Annotated in this window: 3 protein-coding genes; 2 read left to right on the top strand and 1 reads right to left on the bottom strand. The window is 65.6% G+C overall.

Features of this window, described 5'->3' with window-relative positions:
• Window positions 1-38 precede the first annotated feature (38 nt).
• Window positions 39-20,072: an amino acid adenylation domain-containing protein gene (locus tag Q8O96_RS22860; protein ID WP_305949450.1), complete on the bottom strand. Its 20,034-nt coding sequence runs from the start codon at window positions 20,070-20,072 to the stop codon at window positions 39-41.
• 739 nt (window positions 20,073-20,811) lie between these two features.
• Between Q8O96_RS22860 and Q8O96_RS22855 the strand changes: the two genes are divergently transcribed.
• Complete coding sequence (locus Q8O96_RS22855; RefSeq protein ID WP_207167909.1) at window positions 20,812-21,129, top strand: hypothetical protein; 318 nt, start codon at window positions 20,812-20,814, stop codon at window positions 21,127-21,129.
• A 123-nt stretch (window positions 21,130-21,252) separates the two neighbouring features.
• On the top strand, window positions 21,253-22,233 hold the full coding sequence (locus Q8O96_RS22850) for a two-component system response regulator (RefSeq protein WP_102865050.1): 981 nt from the start codon (window positions 21,253-21,255) through the stop codon (window positions 22,231-22,233).
• Window positions 22,234-22,249: the final 16 nt, after the last annotated feature.

The following is a 22,249-nucleotide window of genomic DNA, read 5'->3' as shown; positions in this document are numbered from 1 at the left end:
CGCGTGTGCTGTAAGTGAATGAACGAGGGGCCGCAGCCCTAGGTGATCGCGGCCAACGCCGCCAGCCTGTGTTGCAACCTGTCCTGCATGGCCGCCATGGCCCCGGGGTTGTCGGCGCACAGCACGATCTGTTCGTTGCCAAGCAGTCCGGCAAGGCTGTCGAATCCGTCGACCTGGGGGGTGTGCAACAGCTTGAGCAGCGCCAGTTGATCGAGGCCGCCCGCCAATAGCTGGTCGAGTGCCCGCAGGCCCTCCTCGGGCTCGATGGAACCCAGGCCCAGGGCCCTCATGCGCTCGCGGTAGCGCGGGTCGCTGACAGAACCGACGCCGCCCCAGTAGCCCCAATTGATCACCTTGACCGGGCACGCCCATTGGGCCCTGAGCTGGTCGGCAAAGGCGTCGGCGAAGGTGCAGCCCGCGGCGTAGTTGCTTTGCCCGGCGGCGCTGGTGAAGGACATCATCGAGGCGAAAAACAGCACGAAATCCAGCGTCGCGGCGCTGTCGCCGAAGACCTGGGCCAGGGCCACGCTGGTGGCGACCTTGGCGTTGAGTACCTGGCTGAAGGTCGCCTCGTCCATGTTGGCCAGGCTTTGATCCTTGAGCACGATGGCCGCGTGCACCACGCCATTGATCGGACCGAAACGCTCGGTAATCTGCTGTTTCGCCGTCGCCAGTTGCGTTGCGTCCGTGGCATCGACCTGCAGGTAAACCGGGGCCGGGGCCTCATGCATCAAGCTGACGGCGGTCAATTCGTCCAGCTTCGCTTCGATCTGCGCATCCCGCTCACGGCGACCGATCCACACCACCCGAGCACGATGCCGGCTGATCATCTGCTGGCTCCAGACGGCACCAATCCCGCCGGCGCCGCCGATGACCAGGTACACGCCGCCGTCCCGATAGACCGGCAAACGAGGCGGCGCAGCATCGGCCTGCACCCGCGCCAATTGGCGGAACCACCATTGCCCCTGGCGCAGCGCCAGCACTTCACCAGACCGCACTGCCGCGAACGGCGCGCTGGCCAACCGCGGCAGTTGCGCGTCTTCCAGGTCGGCAAGGTGCACCTGCCAGTGCGGGTATTCCTTGGCCAGCGAGCCGGCCAGACCATGCACCGCCGCATGCGCCACATGGCTGGGCTCCCCAGGACGCAGGCTGATGGCCTGAGCGGTGACCAGGGTCAAGCGCAGCGGCCGTCGGCCGTAGCCCTGGCGCAGCAGCGCCTTGATCAGCCGCAACAGCGCCAGAACCCCCCGGTCCTGGGCGGCAATCAGGTCCTCGCTGCCATCAACCGGGGGGGCCAGCCACATCACGTCCGCCAGCTCGGGGCCGGCCTGCAGTTGGGCGTCGTAGTTGACCGGGCAGTCGTCCACCAGCCTCGCCTGGGGATAGAGCCCGGCCAGGGCCTGATGACGACATGGGGTCGCGCCGAAGATCAGCATCGCCCCCTGCCGATCCCTAGGCGGGTTGCTGCGGGTGCCGTCCCCGGCGAGCGGCTCATCGACAACCGACCAGATCGGCGTCAGCAGTTGCTCAATGGCCGGTGTCGGCGCTTTGGGGGCAGCCACGGCAAGCGCTCTGGCAGCGAACCCGACCCAGCGTGCGCAGAGACGACCCTGGTCGTCGCTCAGCTCGATGTCGATCCGCTGGTTCGGGTGGTCGCCCGAGTCGCTGCGCAACAAGGCCCACATCCGCCGCGCACAGGGGGCGATGATCTCCAGGCGCTGCAGGGCAAAGGGCAGCATCAGTGGCAAGGGCTCGGTCGTCTCGGAATCCAGTGGCAGCAGCATACCGACGGCGGCCTGCAGCACGCTGTCGGTGATGCCGGGCTCCAGCCAGCAGTCGCTGGCCCCAGCGACCGCCTCAAGGTGCACCTCTGCCAGCACTTGGCGACGACCGCCCTGCTCCGCGATCAGCAACTGCTGGATACCGCGATGGCTGGGGCCGTAGGCCAGGCCCATGGCGTCGAACAGCCGATAGACGTCGTCGCGATCAAGACGCCGCTGCCAAGGGCGATTACGCCAGTACCCAAGATCCAGGGGCTCGGCGACAGGCGCCGCCTCGGCCGTCACTCGGGCCTGACAATGCACCAGCGGTTGCTCGCCGTCATCGCTGAGCAAGGTCACGGCCAACTGATCATCGACCGCTTGCAGCGTGACCCGCAGACTCCGGGGCGCAGACTCCAGCGTCCAGGGGGCCAGCCAATGCAGCTGTTCGATGACCATGCCCCCGGCCTCGCCGGGCGCCCGCGAATGGCTCGCCGCGGCCCTGATGATTTCCAGGCAGGCAGCCCCGGGCAGGGTTTTGCGCCCCTGCACCTGATGGTCAAGCAGCCACGGCTCGTCACCGCGAAAGAGGCTGGTGAACTGCTGAAGGTCGAAGGTCGAGCTGTTGCGGTGCAGCAAGGGATGCAAGGTCGTCGCCGCCGACGGTAACCCCGTGGTGGCAACGGGCGCCCAGTAACGACGGGTGGCGAAGGGATAGGTCGGCAGGCTGATACGCGAGGGGCGCTCGCCGCTGACAGCGCGCAGCGCGTTCCAGTCGATACGCAGCCCGGCGCTCCACAACGCCAGCAATTGTTGCCGCTCGCCCTTGGCAAGCAGCTGGGCCAGCTGTTCATGCCAGGCGTTGCGGTAACGGCGCTTGAACGCCTGCAAGGTTTCGCTGCCGCTGTGGGTGTCACCGCAGATCCAGCCACTGCAGTCGTCATTGGCCAACCCGCGCAAGGCCTGAAGCAGGCTCGCGAGGGAGCTGGTGATCAGCGCCGCGCGATGCTCCATGGCTTCGCGTCCGACCTGCAGCGTCCAGGCCACGGCCGCCAGGCTTGCGGCCACCGGGGCCTGCTCCAGTCTGGCCAGCAGGCGGCTGGCGATCTGGCGCAACTGTTCGGGCTCGCGGGCAGACAGCAGAATCATTTGCGGCTGGCCGTCAGGCGCCGGTACCGGCCGCTTGGACAGGTATTGCGCAACGATCAGGTGAGCGTTGGAGCCGCCGGCGCCAAAGGACGACAACCCGGCGATGCGCGGCAGCGGCTGGCCCTGGTGCCAAGGCTGCGGCCAGTCCCGCAACTGCTGGTTGACCTCGAACGGCGTGGCGGCAAAGTCGATAAAGGGATTGAGGGTCCGTGAGTGCAGCGAAGGTACGATTTTTTCGTGCTTGAGCTGCAACAGCACCTTGGTCAACCCGGCAATTCCGGCGGCCGCCTCGCAGTGGCCGATGTTGGACTTCACCGAGCCGATCCAGCAGGTCTGAGCCGGCGTGCGCGGGCCCAGGGCGCTGGCCAGGCCGGCGATTTCGATCGGGTCGCCCAGCCGGGTGCCGGTGCCGTGGGCCTCGATGTAGCTGATGGCGGCCGGATCGACCTTGGCGTCCTTGAGCGCACCGCTGATGGCGGCCTGCTGCGCCCGCGGATCGGGCACGCTGTAACCGGTGTTCTTGCCGCCGTGGTTGAGGTAGCTGCCCTTGATCAGGCCATAGACCTGATCGCCGTCGCGTTCGGCATCGGCGAGGCGCTTGAGCACCACTGCGCCAACCCCCTCCCCCGGCACATAGCCGTCGCCGCCTTCACCGAAGCTGGCGCACTGGCCCTGGTTGGAGATGAACTGACCACTGCTGAGCATCAGGTATTTGTTGGGGTGCAGGGTCAGGTTGACCCCGCCGGCAATGGCCATGGCCGTGCGCCCGCTGTGCAGATCCTGACAGGCCAGGTGCAAGGCTGTCAGCGAACTGGAGCACATCGAATCCACCGCCAGGCTCGGGCCCTGCAGGTTGAGGCAGAACGACACCCGGTTGGCGATGCTCGCGCTGGAACCGGCAAAGCCCATGCGCTGGCCGCGCAGGCTGGCTTCGGCACCCAGCAGTTGATACTCGTTGTACATCACCCCGGCATAGACGCCGACCTGCAGCGCCGGATCAGCCTGCTCGGCGCCGAGCTTTCGGCTGTAGCCGGCGTCTTCCATGGCAGACCAGGCGGTTTGCAGAAACAGCCGTTCCTGGGGGTCGATCAGCTCGGCTTCGAGGGGGGAAATATTGAAGAACAGCGGATCGAACTGATCGATGCCGTCGATAAAGCCGCCCCACTTGCTGTTGTGCACCCCGCTCAGGCTGCGGTCATTGCTGTAATAGTCGCGCCAGTCCCAGCGCTCGGGCGGAATTTCGCCAATGCTGTTCTTGCCCTGGCTGAGGTTCTGCCAGAAGGCCTCAAGATTGGCAGCCTCCGGGTAGCGCCCGGCGATGCCGATGATGGCGATATCGTCCCGTGGCTGGGCGGCCGGCAGCAGCGGTTGCGGCGGCCCGTCGAACAGCCGGCGTTGAGTCTCCTGGCTGGGGTTGCCCGCTTCGGCAGGTGCCTTGGCCGCCCTGGCCGTCAGGTAACGCGCCAGGGCCTGCAGGCTGGAATGCTCGAACAGCAACCCCGGCGGCAGCGCGCCAAAGCGCTGCTGCAGACGGCGCGTGAGTTCGACAATCTGCAACGAGTCGAGGCCATAGTCTTCGAAGCACTGCTGCTCGTCGATCTGCTGCGGCGGCAGGTCCAAGGCACTGGCAAACAGGTCGCGCAAGGAGTTGATCAAGGCGTTCTGGGGCGGTTTGCAAACCGGCCGCGTGGCCAGATGCTCGGCCAGGCCTTGCAGGCTGGGGTATTGGAAAAACAGGGTTTTGGACAAGGCGCCGAAGCGTTTTTCCAAGACCGCCGTCATCTCCATGATCATCAGCGAATCGATGCCGTAGTGTTCGAACGGCACCTCGCTGTCCAGCCGCGCTGGGTCGATCTTCAAGGTCTTGGCCAGTAGCTGGCGCAACCAGGCCAGCAGGTCATCACCCTCCAGAGCGCCGGCTTCGGGGGGTGCGGCCGGCTCTGGGTTGAGCAAGGCGAGCAGTTTTTCCCGGTCACCGGCCAGCACCATCAACTGCGCTTGATCGCTGTGCAGGGCCTGATAGAGGGCCTGGACCCCGGTGGCGCTGGCCATCGCTTCAATGCCGCTGCGTTGTGCCAACAGGCGTCGCGCCGTGTCGCTCATGTGCAGGCCGCCCTCCAGCCATAGAGGCCAGTTGATCGCCAGGCTGCGGCCGTGTCGCGTACCCGCCGCGACCTGCTGCTCGCGCAGGCTGGCGAATGCGTCCAGATAGCCGTTGGCCGCGGCGTAATCGGTCTGCCCGGGGTTGCCCAGAACGCTGGCGATCGAGGAGTACAACACGAAGAAATCCAGGGCCAGCCCGGCGCTGTAGCGATCCAGGTGGCGCACGCCGTCGACCTTGGCGGCGAACACCGCGGCAAAGTCCTCAATGGACTTGTCTGCCAGCAAGGCATCGCGGGTCACGCCTGCGCAATGGATGATCCCGTGCAGCCCACGGTCATCGCGCACCAGCTCAGCGATCAGTTGTTCAACCTGGTCGGCACTGGCCAGATCCACGGCGCGGTAGTCAACGCCGGCTCCCAGTTGCTCCAGTTTGGCCAGCACCGAGGGTGCGGTGGCCGGCGTGCGGCCACAGAGCACCACACGCGCCCGGGGCGCTGCCGCCCTGATCTCTCGTGCCAGGACCGTGCCGACACCACCCAAGCCACCGGTGATCAGGTACACGCCCTCGGGCCGCCAGGGTGCGGGCGCCGTGTCCAGGGGCTGGTGATCCCAGCTCAGTTGCTGGCGGCGCAGTGTGCCGGCGTCTTGCAGATAGCGCAGTTGGCGTTCAGCGGGGTCGGCGGCCTCGGCAACCAGGGCCGTCAACAGCGGCTGGGCGGCAAGCTGCGGTGCCACTTCTATCAGTTGGCAGATCAAGGCCGGCTGCTCACGGCTGACGCTGTACAACAGGCCGCCAAGGCCGCGATAGCCATGGGCGTCGTCGGCTGCGACCAGCAGTTGAATCAGGCAAGGTTGAGCGCTGTGCAGCCAGGGCTTGAGCTGCTCGGCAAGGGCCAGCGCGGCCTGTGCATAGTCAAGCTCCGACCAGGCGACATGACCGATGCCCCGCTCCGCCAGGTGCGGCGCCAGATCGGCAAAAGCCTGATGACGCCCCAGGGTCAGTACCTGATGCGCAAGCCCTGGCGCGGCAGCTGTTGGCGCCGGCCGCGCATCGTGCCAGTGCTTGTGGCAGAGCAGCCCGATGGTGGCGCCGGGGCCGGCGGCGAGGCTAGCGCCCGTCAGGGGCTGGAACGACAGTTGATTGAGGATCGCGCAGCACTGGCCCTGGTCGTCGAACAAGGCCAGATCGAAGCAATAGTCGTGCGCGGTGCTCGAGGCACGGCGTATCTGCACCTGCAGGCTGGCCGGGCAATCGGCCAACAGCACACATTGCCCCAGGCCGGCGGGCAACAGCAGTGCCGGGCGCTCCTCCAGTTGATCCAGGAGCAAGGCCATGACCCCTTGCATGGCGGCATCCAGCAAGGCCGGATGCAGCGCGAAACCGCTGTTCTGCGCCGGGTCTTGCAGGGCGATGCGCGCCAGCGCCTGATCCCCCTGGCGCACCAGCGACAGCAGCCGACGATGCCCCACGCCATACTCGATGCCCATGGCGGCAAAGCGCTGATAGCAGGCCTCGACGTCCACCACTTGCGCGCCAAGGCTGCTGAAGTCGAGCCGGGCCGCCTGGACCTCTGCGGTGCTGGCTCGGGCCTGGCAATGCAGTTGCAACTGCGCGGCCTGGTCATAGGCGTAGATCCCGATCCGATAGTCGCCCGCGGCCGGCATCGACAGTTCCAGGAACAGCTCGCCATTGTTGGCCGCATCAACGCTGAACGGCTGCCGCCAGCTCAGATCGCCGATCACCAGCCCCTTGCCCGCCGGCACCGCGCCGCCCAGGGCATCGGTCAACGCCGCCTGGATCATGACAATCATCGCGGCCCCCGCAAGCACCGCCTGGCCATTGACCCGATGCTCGGCCAGCACACTCTCATCACCGCTGAAGCGGCTCAGGTAGCGCAAGCCGCGCAGGTCCGAGACGTTGCGATGCAGCAGTGGGTGCAGGCGTTCCCCCCCTGTGGCAATCGCCGTGGCCGCCCCTTGCGTCGGTTGCCAGTAGCGCTCGCGAGCAAAGGGATAACCCGGCAGGCTGAGGGGCGCCGGCGTGCCCTGGGGATACATCAGACGCCAATCCAGGGTCGCGCCCTCGAGCCAGGCGTCGAGCAGGCCTTGTTGTTCACCGCGCTGGAGCGCACTGGCCATGTCGAGGCTCGGTGCCTGGGTATCGGGTTTGAGCCGGCTACGGGCCTGGGTCGCGCCGTGGTCGATGAAGTCCCCCAGGCACTTGTGCAACTGGGCCAGGCAAGCAACCTGCCAGCCATGGCGATGTTCCATCGCCTCACGAGCGACTTGCAGGGTAAAGGCCAGCGCCGGCAGGTCGGCGTCAACCAGCACGCCCCGCTCCAGTTCCTCGCGCAACAGTCGGGCTTGCTGCAGCAACTGCTCGCCGGTCTTGGCGGACAGCAGGATGAGCGCCGGTTGCTCGTGGTTGACGGTGATCTGTGGCCGGACCCGCAGGTCTTCGTACTCTTCGATCACCACGTGGGCATTGGCGCCACCCGCGCCGAAGGACGACACCGTGGCAATGCGCTTGAACGTCTGCAGCACCCCGTCGATCAGCACCTGCGGGCGCGACCATTGCGCCAGCGATTGCTGTACGACGAACGGGCTGTTGGCAAAATCGATGTGCGGGTTGGCGGTAGCGGCGTGCAGCGACGGCACCAACTGGCGGTGCTGCAGTTGCAGCAGCACCTTGGTGATACCGGCAATACCGGCTGCGCTTTCGCAATGGCCGATATTGGATTTGATCGAGCCGATGGCGCAGTACTGCTTGAGCGGCGTGGCGGCATCGGCATTGAATGCCCGGGCCAGACCGGCGATCTCGATCGGGTCACCCAGCGCGGTGCCGGTGCCGTGGGCCTCGACATAGCTCACGGCTCTGGGGTCGACCCCGGCCCGGGCCAGGGAATCGACCACCAAACGGCTCTGGGCCAGGGGGTTGGGCACGGTGTAACCGTTGGTCTTGCCACCGGCATTGATCATGCTGCCCTTGATCACGCCGTAGATGCGGTCGCCATCGGCCTCGGCCTGTGCCAGCGGCTTGAGCAGCATGGCGCCCACCCCTTCTCCGGCGACAAAGCCGTCGGCATCGGCCCCGAACGCTTTGCAGTGCTGGCCCGAAGAAAGCATTTTCATTTCGCTGAGGCCGATGTAGTGCACCGGGTCCACCAGCAGGCTGACCCCGCCTACCAGCACGCAGTCGCTGACACCGTTGTGCAGGCTTTCCACGGCCAGATGCAGCGCAGTGAGCGACGACGAACAGGCGGTGTCGACTGCGAGGCTCGGACCCTGGAAGTTGAACTGATACGACACCCGGTTGGCCACCGACCAGTAGCTGGACTGGCGGCTGTAGGTGCCGTTCATCACGCCGACAAACACCCCGACTCGCTGCCGCTCGGCCAGGCGTGCGGGGGTATAACCGGCATCACTGATGCAGTGATAGGCCTCTTCCAGGAACAGCCGCTCCTGGGGGTCCATTTTCAGCGCTTCCCGGGGCGACAGGTGAAAGAACAGTGGATCGAACTGGTCGATCTGGCCAATGAATCCGCCCCACGGGCTGTAGACGCGGCCCTCGGTGCCCGGTGTCCGATCAAAGTACTGCCGCCAGTCCCAGCGGTCCGCCGGCACCTGAGCAATACAGCTTTCGGCAGCTTTGAGGTGTTGCCACAGCTCGCGAACGTTATCGGATTGAGCGTAGCGCCCCGCCAGACCGACGATGGCGACGTCTGAATCGCGGCCAGCGGCCGGGAGGGTGTCGGGCAACATGACCCTGAAGCGAGACGGGGCCGCTGGTTCGACGCTTGCTGTTGCTGTGGGCGATGGCGATGGATTTGACGGCACCTGCCCCAGGCCCAGCAGGGTTTTGAGCCGATCCTGCTGGGTGGCGACAAAATGCTCCGCCAGCGCGTCGACCGTCTGGTATTCGAAGAACAGCGTGCTGCTGATCCCCGTCAGTTTGTCCCGCAGCAGGTTGGTCAGTTGCACCACCAGAATGGAATCGATGCCATAGGTTTCCAAGGCTTCACGGGCGTCGATCTGCTCGGGTTCGATCTTGAACAGCCCACCAATGACCTGTTTGAGGTAGCGCACCGTCTCGGCCTTGAGCCGGGCGCTGCTGACCTCGCCCAGCGGCGCGGCGATGCCCCCAGGTTGTGGCGCACGCGATGCCTGGGACGCCGGCTGGTGGCGCTTGCTAGGCGCGATGGCGGGCGCTTGGGCGGCGTCGATAGGCTCCTGCCAGACCAGGCCATTGCTCTGGGCGATGACGATCTGCTGCCCCAGGTCATGCTCGGCCAGCGCCGGGAAATACACCTGTCGATAGCCTTCGCTTTCCAGCACCTGCTTCCATTGCGCTGGGGCCAATGCCGGGCCACCGGGCAAGCGCAACTGCGGATCGTCGAACAACCACCAGCCCTTGAGCAGGCCGAAGGTCAGGTGGGTAAACAGGCCATTGCGGGCAATCTCGTTGATCAGCAGCAGGCCGTTGTGCTTGAGCGTGGCCTTGGCGTTTTGCAGGGCCCGGCGCAGGTCCGGCGTGGCGTGCAGGACGTTGGTGGCGATCACCAGATCATAGGCGTCGGGCTGGATGCCCTGAGCCGCCAGGGGCTGATGGACATCGAACAGCTGATAGCGCAGGTACGGCGTCTGCGGGCCGTAGGCTTGCTGCGCGTGGATCAGGAATGCCTGGGAGACGTCGGTGTAGCAGTACTCGGCGATCTGCGCCTGGAACGGCCGCAGTTTTTCAAAGGCTCGCGCGCTGGTGCCGCCGGTGCCGGCACCGATCTCCAGGATGCGGATCGGCGTCTGCGGCGACTGCTCCAGGCGAGCGCGGACAAACTCCAGCAGGGCATCGAGCAGCACTTCGTTGAAGAAGTCGGACACCGGATTGTGTTTGTAGATGCCCTCGACCCGGGACATCGAAGCGTCGGGGAACAGGATGTCGGTGGCGGCAATCCGGCCATCGAGGATCTGCGGCAACTCGCGCAGGGTCGCTGCTGCGAGCAGGGTCTCGGCCTTGAGACCGGGGTATTCGAGCCACCCCGGCTGTTGCCGATCCCATTCGTGCCACAGCTGCTCAAGCATCAACGGCTGCGGGTGGCTGGCACGCCAGCTATCGCCTGCACGCTCGACGTAGCCGTGCTGGGCCAGTTCCTCCAGGCTCTGGTCGAACCAACGCTGGTACATCGGCAACAGCCCGATACGCTGGCGCATCTGAGCTACGGATTCGCCGTCCTGGCTGAAGCAGCCCAGGTGCTGCAACTGGGCGTAGAGCAGGCCACGCTGCAATTCGTCGATCACTGCCCGTTGCGCCTGTAGCTGCCCGGTGGCATGCCGCACCTGCTGATTGCTCGGCTGCAGATTGCGCTGCAGCCGCTCGATCAGCGCCGGGTAAGCCGGCGGGCGAACTTCGCCGTACACGCCGAAGGTGCCGCCGGGATGTTGGGCCAGCCCCAGTTGGCTGAAGGTGTCGCTCAAGCGCTGCGAGGTGCGCAGGAAGGTCAATTGGCTCAACGGCGCGCCGTCATCACGGGCCCCGAGCAGCACGTCCAGGGCCTGCATCGCCGATTCGCCGTCGATGGAACCCAGCCCGACCGCGGCCATCCGCCGCCGATAGTCGTCGCTGGCCACCGAGCCGACCTCGCCCCAGTACCCCCAGTTGATGACCTTCACCGGGTAGCCGCGTTGTTGCGCCAGGTAGTGAGCGAAGGCGTTCTTGAAGGTGCAGCCGGCGGCGTAATTGCTCTGCCCTGCCGACCGGGTGAAGCTCTGCAACGAGGAGAAAAACAGCATGAAGTCCAGCGGCTGGTGCTCGAACACCTCGGCCAGACGGGCGCAGACATCGACTTTGGCGGCCAGTCCCGCAGCGAACTTCTGCCCGTCCATGCGGGCCAGGCTCTGGTCCTCAAGCTGGATCGCCGCGTGGATCACCCCGTGAATCTGCCCATGCTCGGCCAGCACCTGGCTCACCGCCTGCTGCAGCGCAGCGTGGTTGCCGGCATCGGCGCGGATGTAGCGCGGCGCCGGGCCCAGTCGGGCCAGTTCGCTGATGGCCGCGTCAATCCGGCTGTCTTGCTCGCGGCGCCCCAACCAGATGATCCGGGCGCCCCGGGTACGGATCAGGTGTTCGCTCCACAGCCGGCCAATACCGCCGGCCCCTCCGACCACCAGGTACACACCGGCGTCGCGATACAGACTGCCCACCTCGGCGGCGCTGTCGGCCGGCACCAGACACGGCGCCAGATAGGCGCGATGCCAGACGCCCTGGCGCCAGGCCAAGGCCTCGCCACGTGGATCGGCGGGCAGTGACAGCAGGTCCTGGTCCGGCCAGCTGTCCCCCGCCGGCAGGTCCAGCAGGCACACCGGCCAATGGCTGTATTCCTTGGCCATCACCCCGATCAGCCCGTGGACGCTGGCGTGAGCCGGCGCCACCGGCTCACTGGCGGCCTGATGCAGCGGGCTGGCCTCGGCGAACACGGTCAGGGTGGCCCGGGTGATGACGGTCCAGGCCAACGGCTGCTGGTCCAGGCCCAGGGCCAGCAATGCCTTGATCAAGCGGAAGCAGCCGAGCACGCCGCGTTGCTGGGCGCGGATCATGCCGTCGGCGCTGGTATCTGCTGCCCCCGCGCCTGGCGCCAGCCACAGCAGATGCTCCAGGGGGCCGGCCTCGCCCAGCAATGCAGCGATCCTGTCGCTGGTTTCGCTGCCGTCGAGCAACAGTGTCGCGGCCTGCGGATAGCGGGCAGTCAACTGTTGCAAGCCTTGGGGATCGTTGGCGATCAACAGCAGCCGGGCGCCGCTGGACGGCACCGGTTGCACAGTGACCCGGCGCCATCGCTGCAGCAGATAGGCGTCCGTCCGCGATGGGTCGTCGAGCATCAGTTGCAGTGGCGACGGTGCTTTCAGCTCGCGCAGGACAAAGCCCTGCAGGGCAACGCAATGCTCGCCCTGGTGATTGTAGATATCGATATCAACGCTCGACTGCCCCGCTTCCCGGCGTTGCGCGCCGGGTCGCACCCAGGCCCAGATCTGTTCGCCCAGTGCTGCGCCGCTGTGCTGCAACTGCTCCAGGGCAAAGGGCACAGCGGTGTGTTCGAGTTGCGGTGCAAGCCCCTGGTCCAGCTGATCCGCGACCAGTAGCCCCAGGGTGGACTGCAACGCCGCATCCATCAGGCTGGGGTGCAGGACGAACTGCCCGTGGCCGGCACTCAGTGACGGCGGCAGCTGGATCTGCGCCAGCACCTGGCCGCCGTCGATGCGCAGCTCGCGGACCGCCCGGTGGCTGGGGCCGTAATGGATATCGATGCTGTCGAACAGGCGGTACAGGCCCTCGGCGTCGAGACGATGGCCGTGGATTGCGCCTTGCAGCGACGCCAGCGAGGCCGGCGCCTGGACGGCGTTATCATGCAACAGGGCCTCGCCCTGACAGCACAGGGTGCGCTGTGGCTGCTGGCGAATATCGAATGTCAGTCGCTGGGGAGCCAGGCTATTGATGTGGATCTCGAGCGTAGCGGGCTCGGTGCCCTGCTCGCTGAGCGTCAACGGTTGCGACCACACCAGATGGCACAGGCTCAGGGTCGCGCGGGTGGCGCGGTCGCCGAGGGAGCGACTGAGGGCCTCTCGCGCCATCTCCAGATAGGCCACACCGGGCAACACTTTCTGCCTGCCCACGCGATGATCGCGCAGGAAGAACTCAGCGCCGCTGAACACCGCGGTGAACTTCTGTTGCGCAAGGTCCGACACGTTGCGGTGCAGCAACGGGTGCAGACGGGCCTCGCCCAGGGACTCGACCTGAAGCGGAAACTGGACATCGCCGGACACCCAGATCCGCTCGCGGGCGAAGGGGTAACCCGGCAGGCTGATCCGCCGGACGCTACCCATGGGCATCCCCAGCAGCGCCCAGTCGAAGTTCAGCCCCTTGACCCACAGCTCCAGCAGCTTCTGGTGTTTGCCCTTGTCGGCCCAGGCCGCCAGCGTCGCCGCCATGTCTTCATCGTGGGCCAGCACGGCCATGGCCGCCTTGTTCTCTTGCACCCGGCCTAGATGCAGGCCGTCAAAGCAGCCGAAGTGTTCGGGGGCCTTGAGCAGTTGCGCCAGGCCATGTGCCAGACGCTCCTGCAACGCGCTGAAGGAGGCGGCGCTGAACCCCAGGCGATACTCCAGGGCTTCGCGGCCCTGCTGCAAGGTAAAGGCCAGGTCCGCCAGACGCGGCAGTTGGCCTTGCTGCTCGCGCCGTTGCAGGAACTGCTGCAAGCGTTCGACCTGCTGCTGCAACTGGCTCGGGGTCCTGGCCGACAGCACGATGATCGCGGGCTGTCCGGCAACCGGTTCATCCCGTTCGGGCGCCAGGTACTGGGCAATGATCACGTGACCGTTGGAGCCGCCGGAGCCAAACGACGACACCGAAGCGGCCAAGGGGTACTCGCGCTCCCGGCCGTCGAGGTTGAGCCGTGGTCGGCGCCATTCCTGCAGTTGCTGCGGGATGTGGAACGGCGACTGGTCAAAGGCAATGCCCGGGTTGAGCCGGCTTGAATGCAGCGACGGTGCCAGTTGCCGATGCTTGAGCTGCAGCAGGACCTTGGCCACCCCGGCGATCCCGGCGGCCGATTCCAGGTGGCCGATATTCGACTTGGCCGAGCCCAGTGCGCACTGCTGCGCCGGCGCCGGTTCGCTGCCCAGGGCTGCGCTGCGCCGGGCAAAGCCCTGTTGCAGACCACTGATTTCAATCGGATCGCCCAACGCGGTGCCGGTGCCGTGAGCCTCGATGTAACTCAGTTCCCGGGGATTCATCCCGGCCTTTTCCAGGGACTCGGCGATCATGGCGCCTTGGGCATTCGGGCTGGGCACGGTGTAGCCATGGGTCTTGCCGTTATGGTTGATCGACGTCGCGCGGATCACGCCGTAAATATTGTCGCCATCGGCCTGTGCCTGGGACAGTGGCTTGAGCAACACCGCGCCGGCGCCTTCGCCCGGCACAAAGCCGTCGCCACCTTCACCGAAACTGCGGCAGCGGCCATCGCTGGAGGACATGGTCAGCTGCGACTGGATAAAGTATTTGTTCGGGTGCAACGACAGGTTGACGCCACCGGCCAGCGCCACCCGGCACTCGCCACGTTGCAGGCTTTGCACCGCCAGGTGCAGGGCCGTCAGCGACGACGAGCAGATGGTGTCGATGGCCATGCTCGGGCCGCTGCAGTCGAAGACGTAGGACACCCGATTGGCAATCGAACCAAAGGAAGCGTCCACCGCATCATCGGTGCAGTCGGCAGCGGCCGAGCGGGTATAGAGCAAGTATTCGCCGTGCATCACCCCGACAAACACGCCCATTTTCCCCTGGTAATGACGCTGCAGTGCGGCCCGGTCGTAGCCCGCGTCTTCCAGGGTGTGCCAGGCGGTTTCCAGGAAGATCCGTTCCTGGGGGTCCATGCGCTCGGCATCCCGTGGCGAAATGTTGAAAAACAGCGGATCAAAGCGGTCGACGTCGTCGATAAAGCCGCCCCATTTGCTGTTGATCTTGCCTTTGAGGCTGCGGTCGCGGCTGTAGTACTGCAGGTGCGCCCAACGCTCGGCGGGGATCTCGCTGATGCTGTCGACCCCGTTCTTCAGGTTGTCCCAGAAGTGCTCGATGTCCGGGCCCCCCGGAAAGCGTCCGGCCAGACCGATGATGGCGATGGGCTCATCGCAGGCCTGACGCCGCTCGATGTCGGGGCCGGGTGCGGCCTGCCGGGGGGCGGCAGCGCTTGCAACGGGCGCTTGCAGCCCCAGCAATTGGCGGCTGCGCGACGGATGCTCGGCAGCAAACCAGATCGCCAGTGCACGGATGCTCTGGTGTTCGAAGAACAGGGTGCTGGACAACTCGCCGAACCCTTGCGCCAGCCGTTGGTTGAGCTCGGTGATCATCAGCGAGGTCAAACCGTAGCGATCAAAGGTTTCCAGGCTGTCGATGCTGGCCTCGGGAATGGCCGATACCTTCGAGAAGTGTTGCTTGAGGTAGCCCTCCAGGGCCGTTTGCAGCCCCTCATCGGGCACAGGCGGCGCGACCATATCGCCCCTGGGGCTGTGGCCGAGATGGCAGTCGATGGCGGCAAAGGGGTACGCCGTCAACGCCACGCGCCGGCAATCGTGCCGGGCAATCGTCAGCAGCTCGGTCTCACCCGCCAGCCAACGACGAGCGATGGCGTTCAGGGCCTGGCGATCGAGGCCACGCAGGTCCGCCTCGCTGGTCGGCGCTGGCGCGGCTCTGTCGAGGTGGCCTCGTAGCACTGAGTCACCCTGGGCGGCGTTGAGCAGCGCCAGCAACTGGGCTTCGCTGTCAGCCACCAGCACCGCACGCTGGGCCTGCGCGACCCGTCCAACACACAGGCTGTAGCTGATGTCGCCGAGGCTTGCGGCGCTCAGGCGCCCAGCCTGAAGATCATCGGCAAACGCCGCCAGCAGTTGCTCAAGCTGCGCCTGACTGGCGGCGGAGAAGGGAAACAGCCAGGGCCCGACGGCCTTGCTCGGCGCGGCCACGTGGGGCGCTGCTTCGAGGATCAGATGACCGCCGGAACCGCTGGCGCCGAAGGCATTGATCAAGGCCCGCCGCGGCCCTTGCCATGGGCTCAAGGTGTCGGCGATGGCCAGATTGCCCGGCCCCTGTCCGATCAACGGGCTCAGCGGATGACAGCCGAGGGTCGGTGCTATCTGGCCGTGTTGCAATTGCAGCAGGACCTTGGTGATCTGCGACAGGGCCGACGCCGATTCAAGGTGGCCGATATTGGCCTTGATCGAGCCGACTTTCAGCGGCGTCTGGCCAGGGCGCTCGCCGAAGACCTTGCCAAGCGCCGCGAACTCGGCGCCGTCCGCCAGGCTGGCGCCGGGCGCCGCAGCCTCCACGTAGCCGATGGCCTCGGCGGGCAGTCCCGCCTGCTCCAGGGCCTGGCGCATCGACGCAGCCTGACTCTCGGCGCTGGGTGTGCCGTAGCGAAAGGTCTTGCCGCTGTGACTGATGGCCGTGGCGCGGATGACGCCGAGGATCTGGTCGCCTTCGCGGCGGGCAGCCTCCAGTGGCCTGATCAGCAGGGCACCAACGCCCTCACCCGCCACCCAGCCATTGGCATTGCGGCCGAACGGGTGCGACTGGCCCTCTGCGGACAACAGTTGCAGCGATGTCAGCAGCTCAAGGTGCGACGGATGGCTGATCAGGTTGACGCCACCGACAATCGCCGCCTGGCATTCGCCGCGACGAATGCTCGCGCAGGCGAAATGCAGGGCGGTCATCGCGGACGAGCACGAGGTGTCGAACACCACGCTGGGGCCATTGAAGTCATTGAAGTACGAGACGCGGTTGGCAATGGCCGAATGGAACGAGGTGGCTCGCTCTCCCTGCGCCCCTGGCCGCTGGTGCTGGTAATCGCCCCACATTGCCCCGACGAACACGCCAACCCGTTGCGCCGTGCGGCGCAGACCGGCTGCGGTATAGCCGCTGTTTTCCAGGCAATGCCAGACCGTTTGCAGGAACAGCCGCTCCTGGGGGTCCAGGGTTTTCGCCTCGGCGGGGGTGATGTTGAACAACAGCGGATCGAACAGCTGCTTGTCGGCCAGTGTGCCCACCGCCCACTGCGGCGCATCCGCCGTGGTCGGGTCGCCAGCCAGCAGCGCTTGGCCGCTGACACTGTGGATCGACGAACGTCCGGCACTGAGGTTTTGCCAGAGTTCCTGAGGATTGGCGGCGCCAGGATAGCGACCGCTGATGCCGATGATCGCCAGTGCGCCTTCACCCTCGGGCGCGGCGCCTGGTGGTTCATCAGCCTGGCGTTCGAGCCGTGGCCAGCCCAGCGGCAGCCGTTGGCTGACGGTGCCGCCAACGAAGCTGTGCAACAGCTCATCGCCCTCCTCCAGGTCGAAGGCGCCGCGAACCTTGTCGAAGTACATCGAGCCGATGGGGCACAGCCCGACGCCGAACTCCGTCTGATGGTCCAACAGCAACTGGCCGATTCTTCCTGCCTGGAGCAGGTTGAAATAGCGGCTGTCAGCGCCGTAGGCCGCAGAGCGAGCGCCAATGACGAAGATCCGCAAACGGGCCTGTTGTGCATGTTTGCGATTGAACGGCGTGTAGCTGCCGTTGAACGCCTGCGGCTCAGCCTCGCCGATGCGGCTCAGGCAATGACGGTCGCTGTGGTAGCGGTAGATGCCCGGGGGCGGACATTGCGCCTGGCCCGGGGATTGATCCGTCGGGCCGGCCAGATGCAGGTAGATCTTCAGTGGCAGGGCGGGCTCGGCGTGGTACAGGCAGCCGCTGTCCGGCTCGGCCCGCAACAGGCTCAGCAGCCGGCTCAACTGCGCCACGCTCAGTGCTTCGCCGCCGTACTGACGCTTGGCGGCCCGCAGTTGCAGTGCATCGACGCTGATCGGCGCTGCCGGCAGTTCGATGACCCCATCCCCCTGCTCCGCCAGGTCGCGGCGAATCTGCCGTTGTTGGCGGTGCAGCTGCTCCAGCGCATCCTTGCCCGGCAAGTCGAAGCCGTTGTTGTTACCGGCCAGAAAGTCGGCGAACAAGGCGCCGGGCTGCCCGCTGCCCAGCACAGAGGCCTGGGCCGGCATCAGACAATGCAGCACACGGTGGCTGGGCTGCAGTTGCAACAGTGGCCCAAGCGTCGCCACGTCCACGCCATAGGCCGGGGCCAGCGCGATGCCGAAGTCGGCCTGGCGCGACAGCAACAGTTGCTCGATATAACCCGCTTCGAGTACCAGCAGCGCCGGGGCGGCGTGGTTGTAGATGGGCTCGATGGCGGCCATTTCCGCCACCAGAAACAGTGCCAGACCGGCTGCCGCCAGCGGCGACGCAGCCAGGGCGTGCGCATCGAGTTCGGCCGGCAGACGGACCGGCAACAGGCGGTTGAGCCGTGGCTGGTAGTACCAGGCGCCTGCCGGCAAGCCCTCGACCTGCCCCTGGGCCACATACAGATAGCACTGGATGGCGTTGAGGCCCCCGGCTGATGAATACAGGTACTTGCCCTTGCCCTCCAGGGTCACTTCACGCAGCAACGACAGCAGGCCCCCCAGCCGTTGAAGGCTGGGGGCTGCCACGTCGGTGGTTCGCCGATAGGCGCCTGGATCAAAGGGCACGGCTTGCAGGCAGATTGACTCCTGGATGCTCGCTCGCGGCGCCGGCAAGGCCTGCGCCACGCCGTTCTGGTCGGCGGCGACAGTTTGTTGATCGAGGATGTAGGCGATGACGGCGGCGAGGGTCGGCTGCTGAAGAAACACCTCCACCGGCAGCGTGACCTGATACTGCTGGTGAATGCTGTGGACGGCCTGGACCAGGGTGAAAGAAGTTGCGCCCTGATCAAAAAGATCATCGTCGACCCCCAGCGCCTCGATCCCCAGCGCCTCGATGAAATACTGCTGCAACCAGGCGCTGAGTGCCTGGGGCTCCAGCGCCGGTGCACGGACGCTGGCGGGCGCGATGCCATCAGCGGCGAGCAACGCCTGGCGGTCGGTCTTGCCGTGGGCCGTGACCGGGATCTGCTCGACGAACTGCACCCGATTGGGCGTCATGTACTCCGGCAGGCGGGCCTTTACAAAGTCGCGGATCGTCTTTTTGTCCAGCCCCTGGGCCACGACATAGGCCACCAGTTTGGGGTCTTCGCTGCCGGGGTCCTGGACCAGCACCACGGCATCACTGATCCCTGGATGGCTTTTGAGGGTGTTCTCGATCTCGCCCAATTCGATGCGAAATCCCCGCAGCTTGACCTGGGAGTCGAAACGCCCCAGCACTTCGATCTGGCCATCGTCGAGAAAGCGCGCCTCATCGCCGGTGCGGTACAGCCGCGCATCGGGCTGCGCGCAGAACGGGTCGCGGATGAACTTTTCCGCCGTCAGCTCGGGGCGATTGAGATACCCCCGGGCCAGGCCGACACCACCAATGCACAGCTCGCCGGTCTGGCCAATCGGCACGGGATGGGACTGGGCATCAAGGATATGAATCTGAATATTGTCGATGGGCCGGCCGATGGGCACGCGCTGGTCGGGCCTTGGTTCGGCGGGCCACCAAGTGACGTCCACCGCAGCCTCGGTCGGGCCATACAGGTTATGTAAGCGGGCATCCAGTCGCGAACAGAATTGCAGCAACAGATCGTGGGTCAGGGCCTCGCCGCTGACGAACACCTGGCTCAAGGAGCGGCACTCGGCGACGGCCGGATGCTTGAGAAAGAAGCGCAGCATGGACGGCACGAAATGGCAGATGGTGATCTGCTGTGCCTGGATGATCTGCACCAGATAATGGGCATCCTTGTGCCCTTCCGGCCTGGCCATGACCAGGCAGGCACCGCTGAGCAACGGCAGAAACAGCTCCCAGACCGAGACATCGAAGGTAAAGGGGGTCTTCTGCAAGATCCGCTCGGCCGGCCCGACCTGATAATGGCGCTGCATCCACAGCAGACGGTTGCAGATGGCCTTGTGCGGCAACATGCAGCCTTTGGGACGCCCGGTGGAACCGGAGGTGTAGATCACATAGGCCAGATCGCCGGGGCTGTTGATCGAGGCGGGATTGTCTTCGCTTGGGTGCAGCTCTTCGCTTGCCGGATCGTCCAGGCAGATCACTTCAACGGCCTGGGCCTTGAGCCGATGTGCAAAGCGCTGCTGCGTCAGCACCACGCTGACTGCGGCATCGTCAATGATCAGGGCCAGTCGTTCTTCGGGGTAACCCGGGTCCAGCGGCAGGTAGGCGCCACCGGCCTTGAGGATGGCCAGCAACGCGACCATCAGCTCCAGCGAGCGCTCCATCTGCACCCCGACCAGGCTGTCGGGGCCGATACCGAGCTCGCGCAGGTAGTGGGCCAGGCGATTGGCCCGACGATTCAACTGGCAGAAACTCAAGGTCTGATCGTCGAAGCACACCGCCACGGCATCGGGGCTGCGCTGCACCTGTTGCTCGATCAACTGCTGCAGGCACTGGTCCAGCGGATACGCGTAGTGGGTCTGGTTCCAGCCGGCAATGAGCGCGGCTTCGGCAGTCCGATCAGCGGGTTGCGCTGCGCGCGGAGTGCTCTGTGGACCGTCATTGGTGGCGTTGTTGTCTGGCACTGCGCGACTTCCCTGTCAGGTTGGGCCGAGATCATCGGCGACTGTTCATCCGTGTCATTGCGTCAGCGCGGCACGCTTGAGTAGGCGCTTTGCCAGGCGACGTCAGATCGATACCCAGGAGTGTTCGGATTGGCTGTGCCGCTTAAGGACTCAATGGCGCGTAGAGCCGCAAGCCGACCGTCCTTGAAGGGACCGGGGCGTCCCACTCACAGGCACCTGCCCGGGAGAGGAAATGCGCAAAGCCGCCCACAGCCTCGCCGCAGCGGCAAGGATTGGGGCTGTTCAACGTGGATTCGATGAGGAGCAAGACCAACACATCCGTGTTCCTGAACACAGTAATTCCCTTTACCAGTGAGTGCCTGAAGATTGCCAGAGACAACGGTGCATGCCTTGCTTCGTTGTTTACTCACACTACTTGGGTCGTATTTTCTCGCTGGTGCCTGCCGCTTGGTGTCGCTTGCTGCAAGGCAACGGTACGAGCGTAGTAGGCAAAAATGAGCTGTCAAATTCACAGACCCAGACTTTTCACAGGATGGACGGATGGCCTGTCGGGCGACACCCGACCAGCGTCACTCAAGCCCCCGGCGCGGCTCTGCTCCAGCGCTTTCAGCGGATCGAAAGGGCCTGTTTGTGGCAGGCAGAAAAATTGCCAATGGCAATTTTCCAGATCGGTATTAGGCTGACGATCTACGTGCCTATCGGCTTTCGGCACAATGCCATCATGAAAAGGATGACCTTCATGAGTACTTCCAACACGGATCGTTTCCACGTCTTTGGCGTTTGCCCCCCCACTGATTACTGCCTGTTCGTCGACTATGTCCTGGACGACATCAAGGATCACGAAAACAGCTTGCTGCAGCGCATCCAGCAAACGCCCGATCCGGCCTTGCGGGTCTGGCGCGAGGGTACGGCGCTGCAAGGCACGGACATCTTCGAAATTGAATGCGTGAATGACCGGGAAACCGCACAGGAAGCCGTGGAATTCTGGCGCGCCTATTTTCGCTCCCTGGGCGAAACCATCATCAAGGCCGAGCACCTGTGTGACAGGCTGGAGTGAGGTCGGACCCAGCACCGGGCACGGCCGTCAAACCATCGGTACGCTGACTGCGGCAGCTGGACGCTAGGAGCCCATAACGCAAATCAGTTAGACTGCCGGCCTATTTTGTTCAGGCCCCTCGTCATGCCCGCAGAGCATGCTTCCAAGCCCTATACCCTCCTGGCGATCGACGACGATCCGCAGTCGTTGATCGTGCTGTCGAAAACCTTGACCTGCGAGTATGAAGTGCTGCTGGCGAAGAACAGCGAGCGTGGCCTGGCCCTGGCGCGCAGTGCCAGTCCCGACCTGATCATTCTCGACATCCTGATGCCTGAGATGGACGGCTTCCAGGTGCTCAGCGCGCTCAAGAGCGACCCGGCGACTGCAACCATTCCGGTGATTTTCCTCACCTCGCGCAGCAGCGTCGAAGATGAACGCCTGGGGCTGCTGCTGGGCGCCGCCGATTACATCGCCAAGCCGATTTCGCCGCCGGTGGTACTGGCCCGGGTGGCCACACAACTGGGCTACCGCAACAAGCCCCTGCATGGCCTGCCAGCGGCGCCCGGACCTTGCGCCGGCAGCGACATGCGCGACGGCTTTGTCAGTGCATTGACCCTGCAACTGGCCGGCAATCCGCTGATCCGTCTCCAAGCCCTGCTCGACAGCCTGTCGATTGTGCTGCGCAGCAGCCTGAGCCGGCGCGACCCCGCGGCCTTTCGCAGCGCCGCCTGCCTGGCGCTGATGGGCCTCAATCAGCCGGGCAGCCGCATCGATCAGGCCCTGGGCCACAGCAGGCTGTTGATCGAAGAGATTCTCGCCCACGCCGAGCCGGAAGATCCGATCCTCAACCTCGCCTGGAAAATGACCCACGCCGACGCCTTGCTCAAGGGCCCTGGGGAGCTGCCCAGCGGCGAGCAGTTGCCACTCTCGGCCCGTCTGTTTGCCCTGGCGCTGAACTACCACCTGAGCCTGCTGCAGAGCGCGCCCGAGGACCTCCACAGTCGGCATGCGCATGCCATGGACCAGCTGTACCGCCAGCCCGGGTTCGAGCAATGCATCGGCGGCGACCCGCAGGCACTGTCGGCGGCCTTGCTCAGTTCGTCACAGACCTTTTTTGGCCGGTGAGCGGACGGTGAGCCTG

The organism is Pseudomonas sp. LPH60, from assembly GCF_030718165.1.
Classification (GTDB): Bacteria; Pseudomonadota; Gammaproteobacteria; order Pseudomonadales; family Pseudomonadaceae; genus Aquipseudomonas; species Aquipseudomonas danubii.
Note: the sequence above shows the minus strand (reverse complement) of the source record. Positions and strands in the feature narration are given on the sequence as shown.

Bases quoted from the DNA above. Each gene is read 5' to 3' on its own strand.
- Q8O96_RS22855 (WP_207167909.1), top strand. From the start codon at position 20,812: ATGAGTACTTCCAACACGGATCGTTTCCACGTCTTTGGCGTTTGCCCC.
- Q8O96_RS22850 (WP_102865050.1), top strand. From the start codon at position 21,253: ATGCCCGCAGAGCATGCTTCCAAGCCCTATACCCTCCTGGCGATCGAC.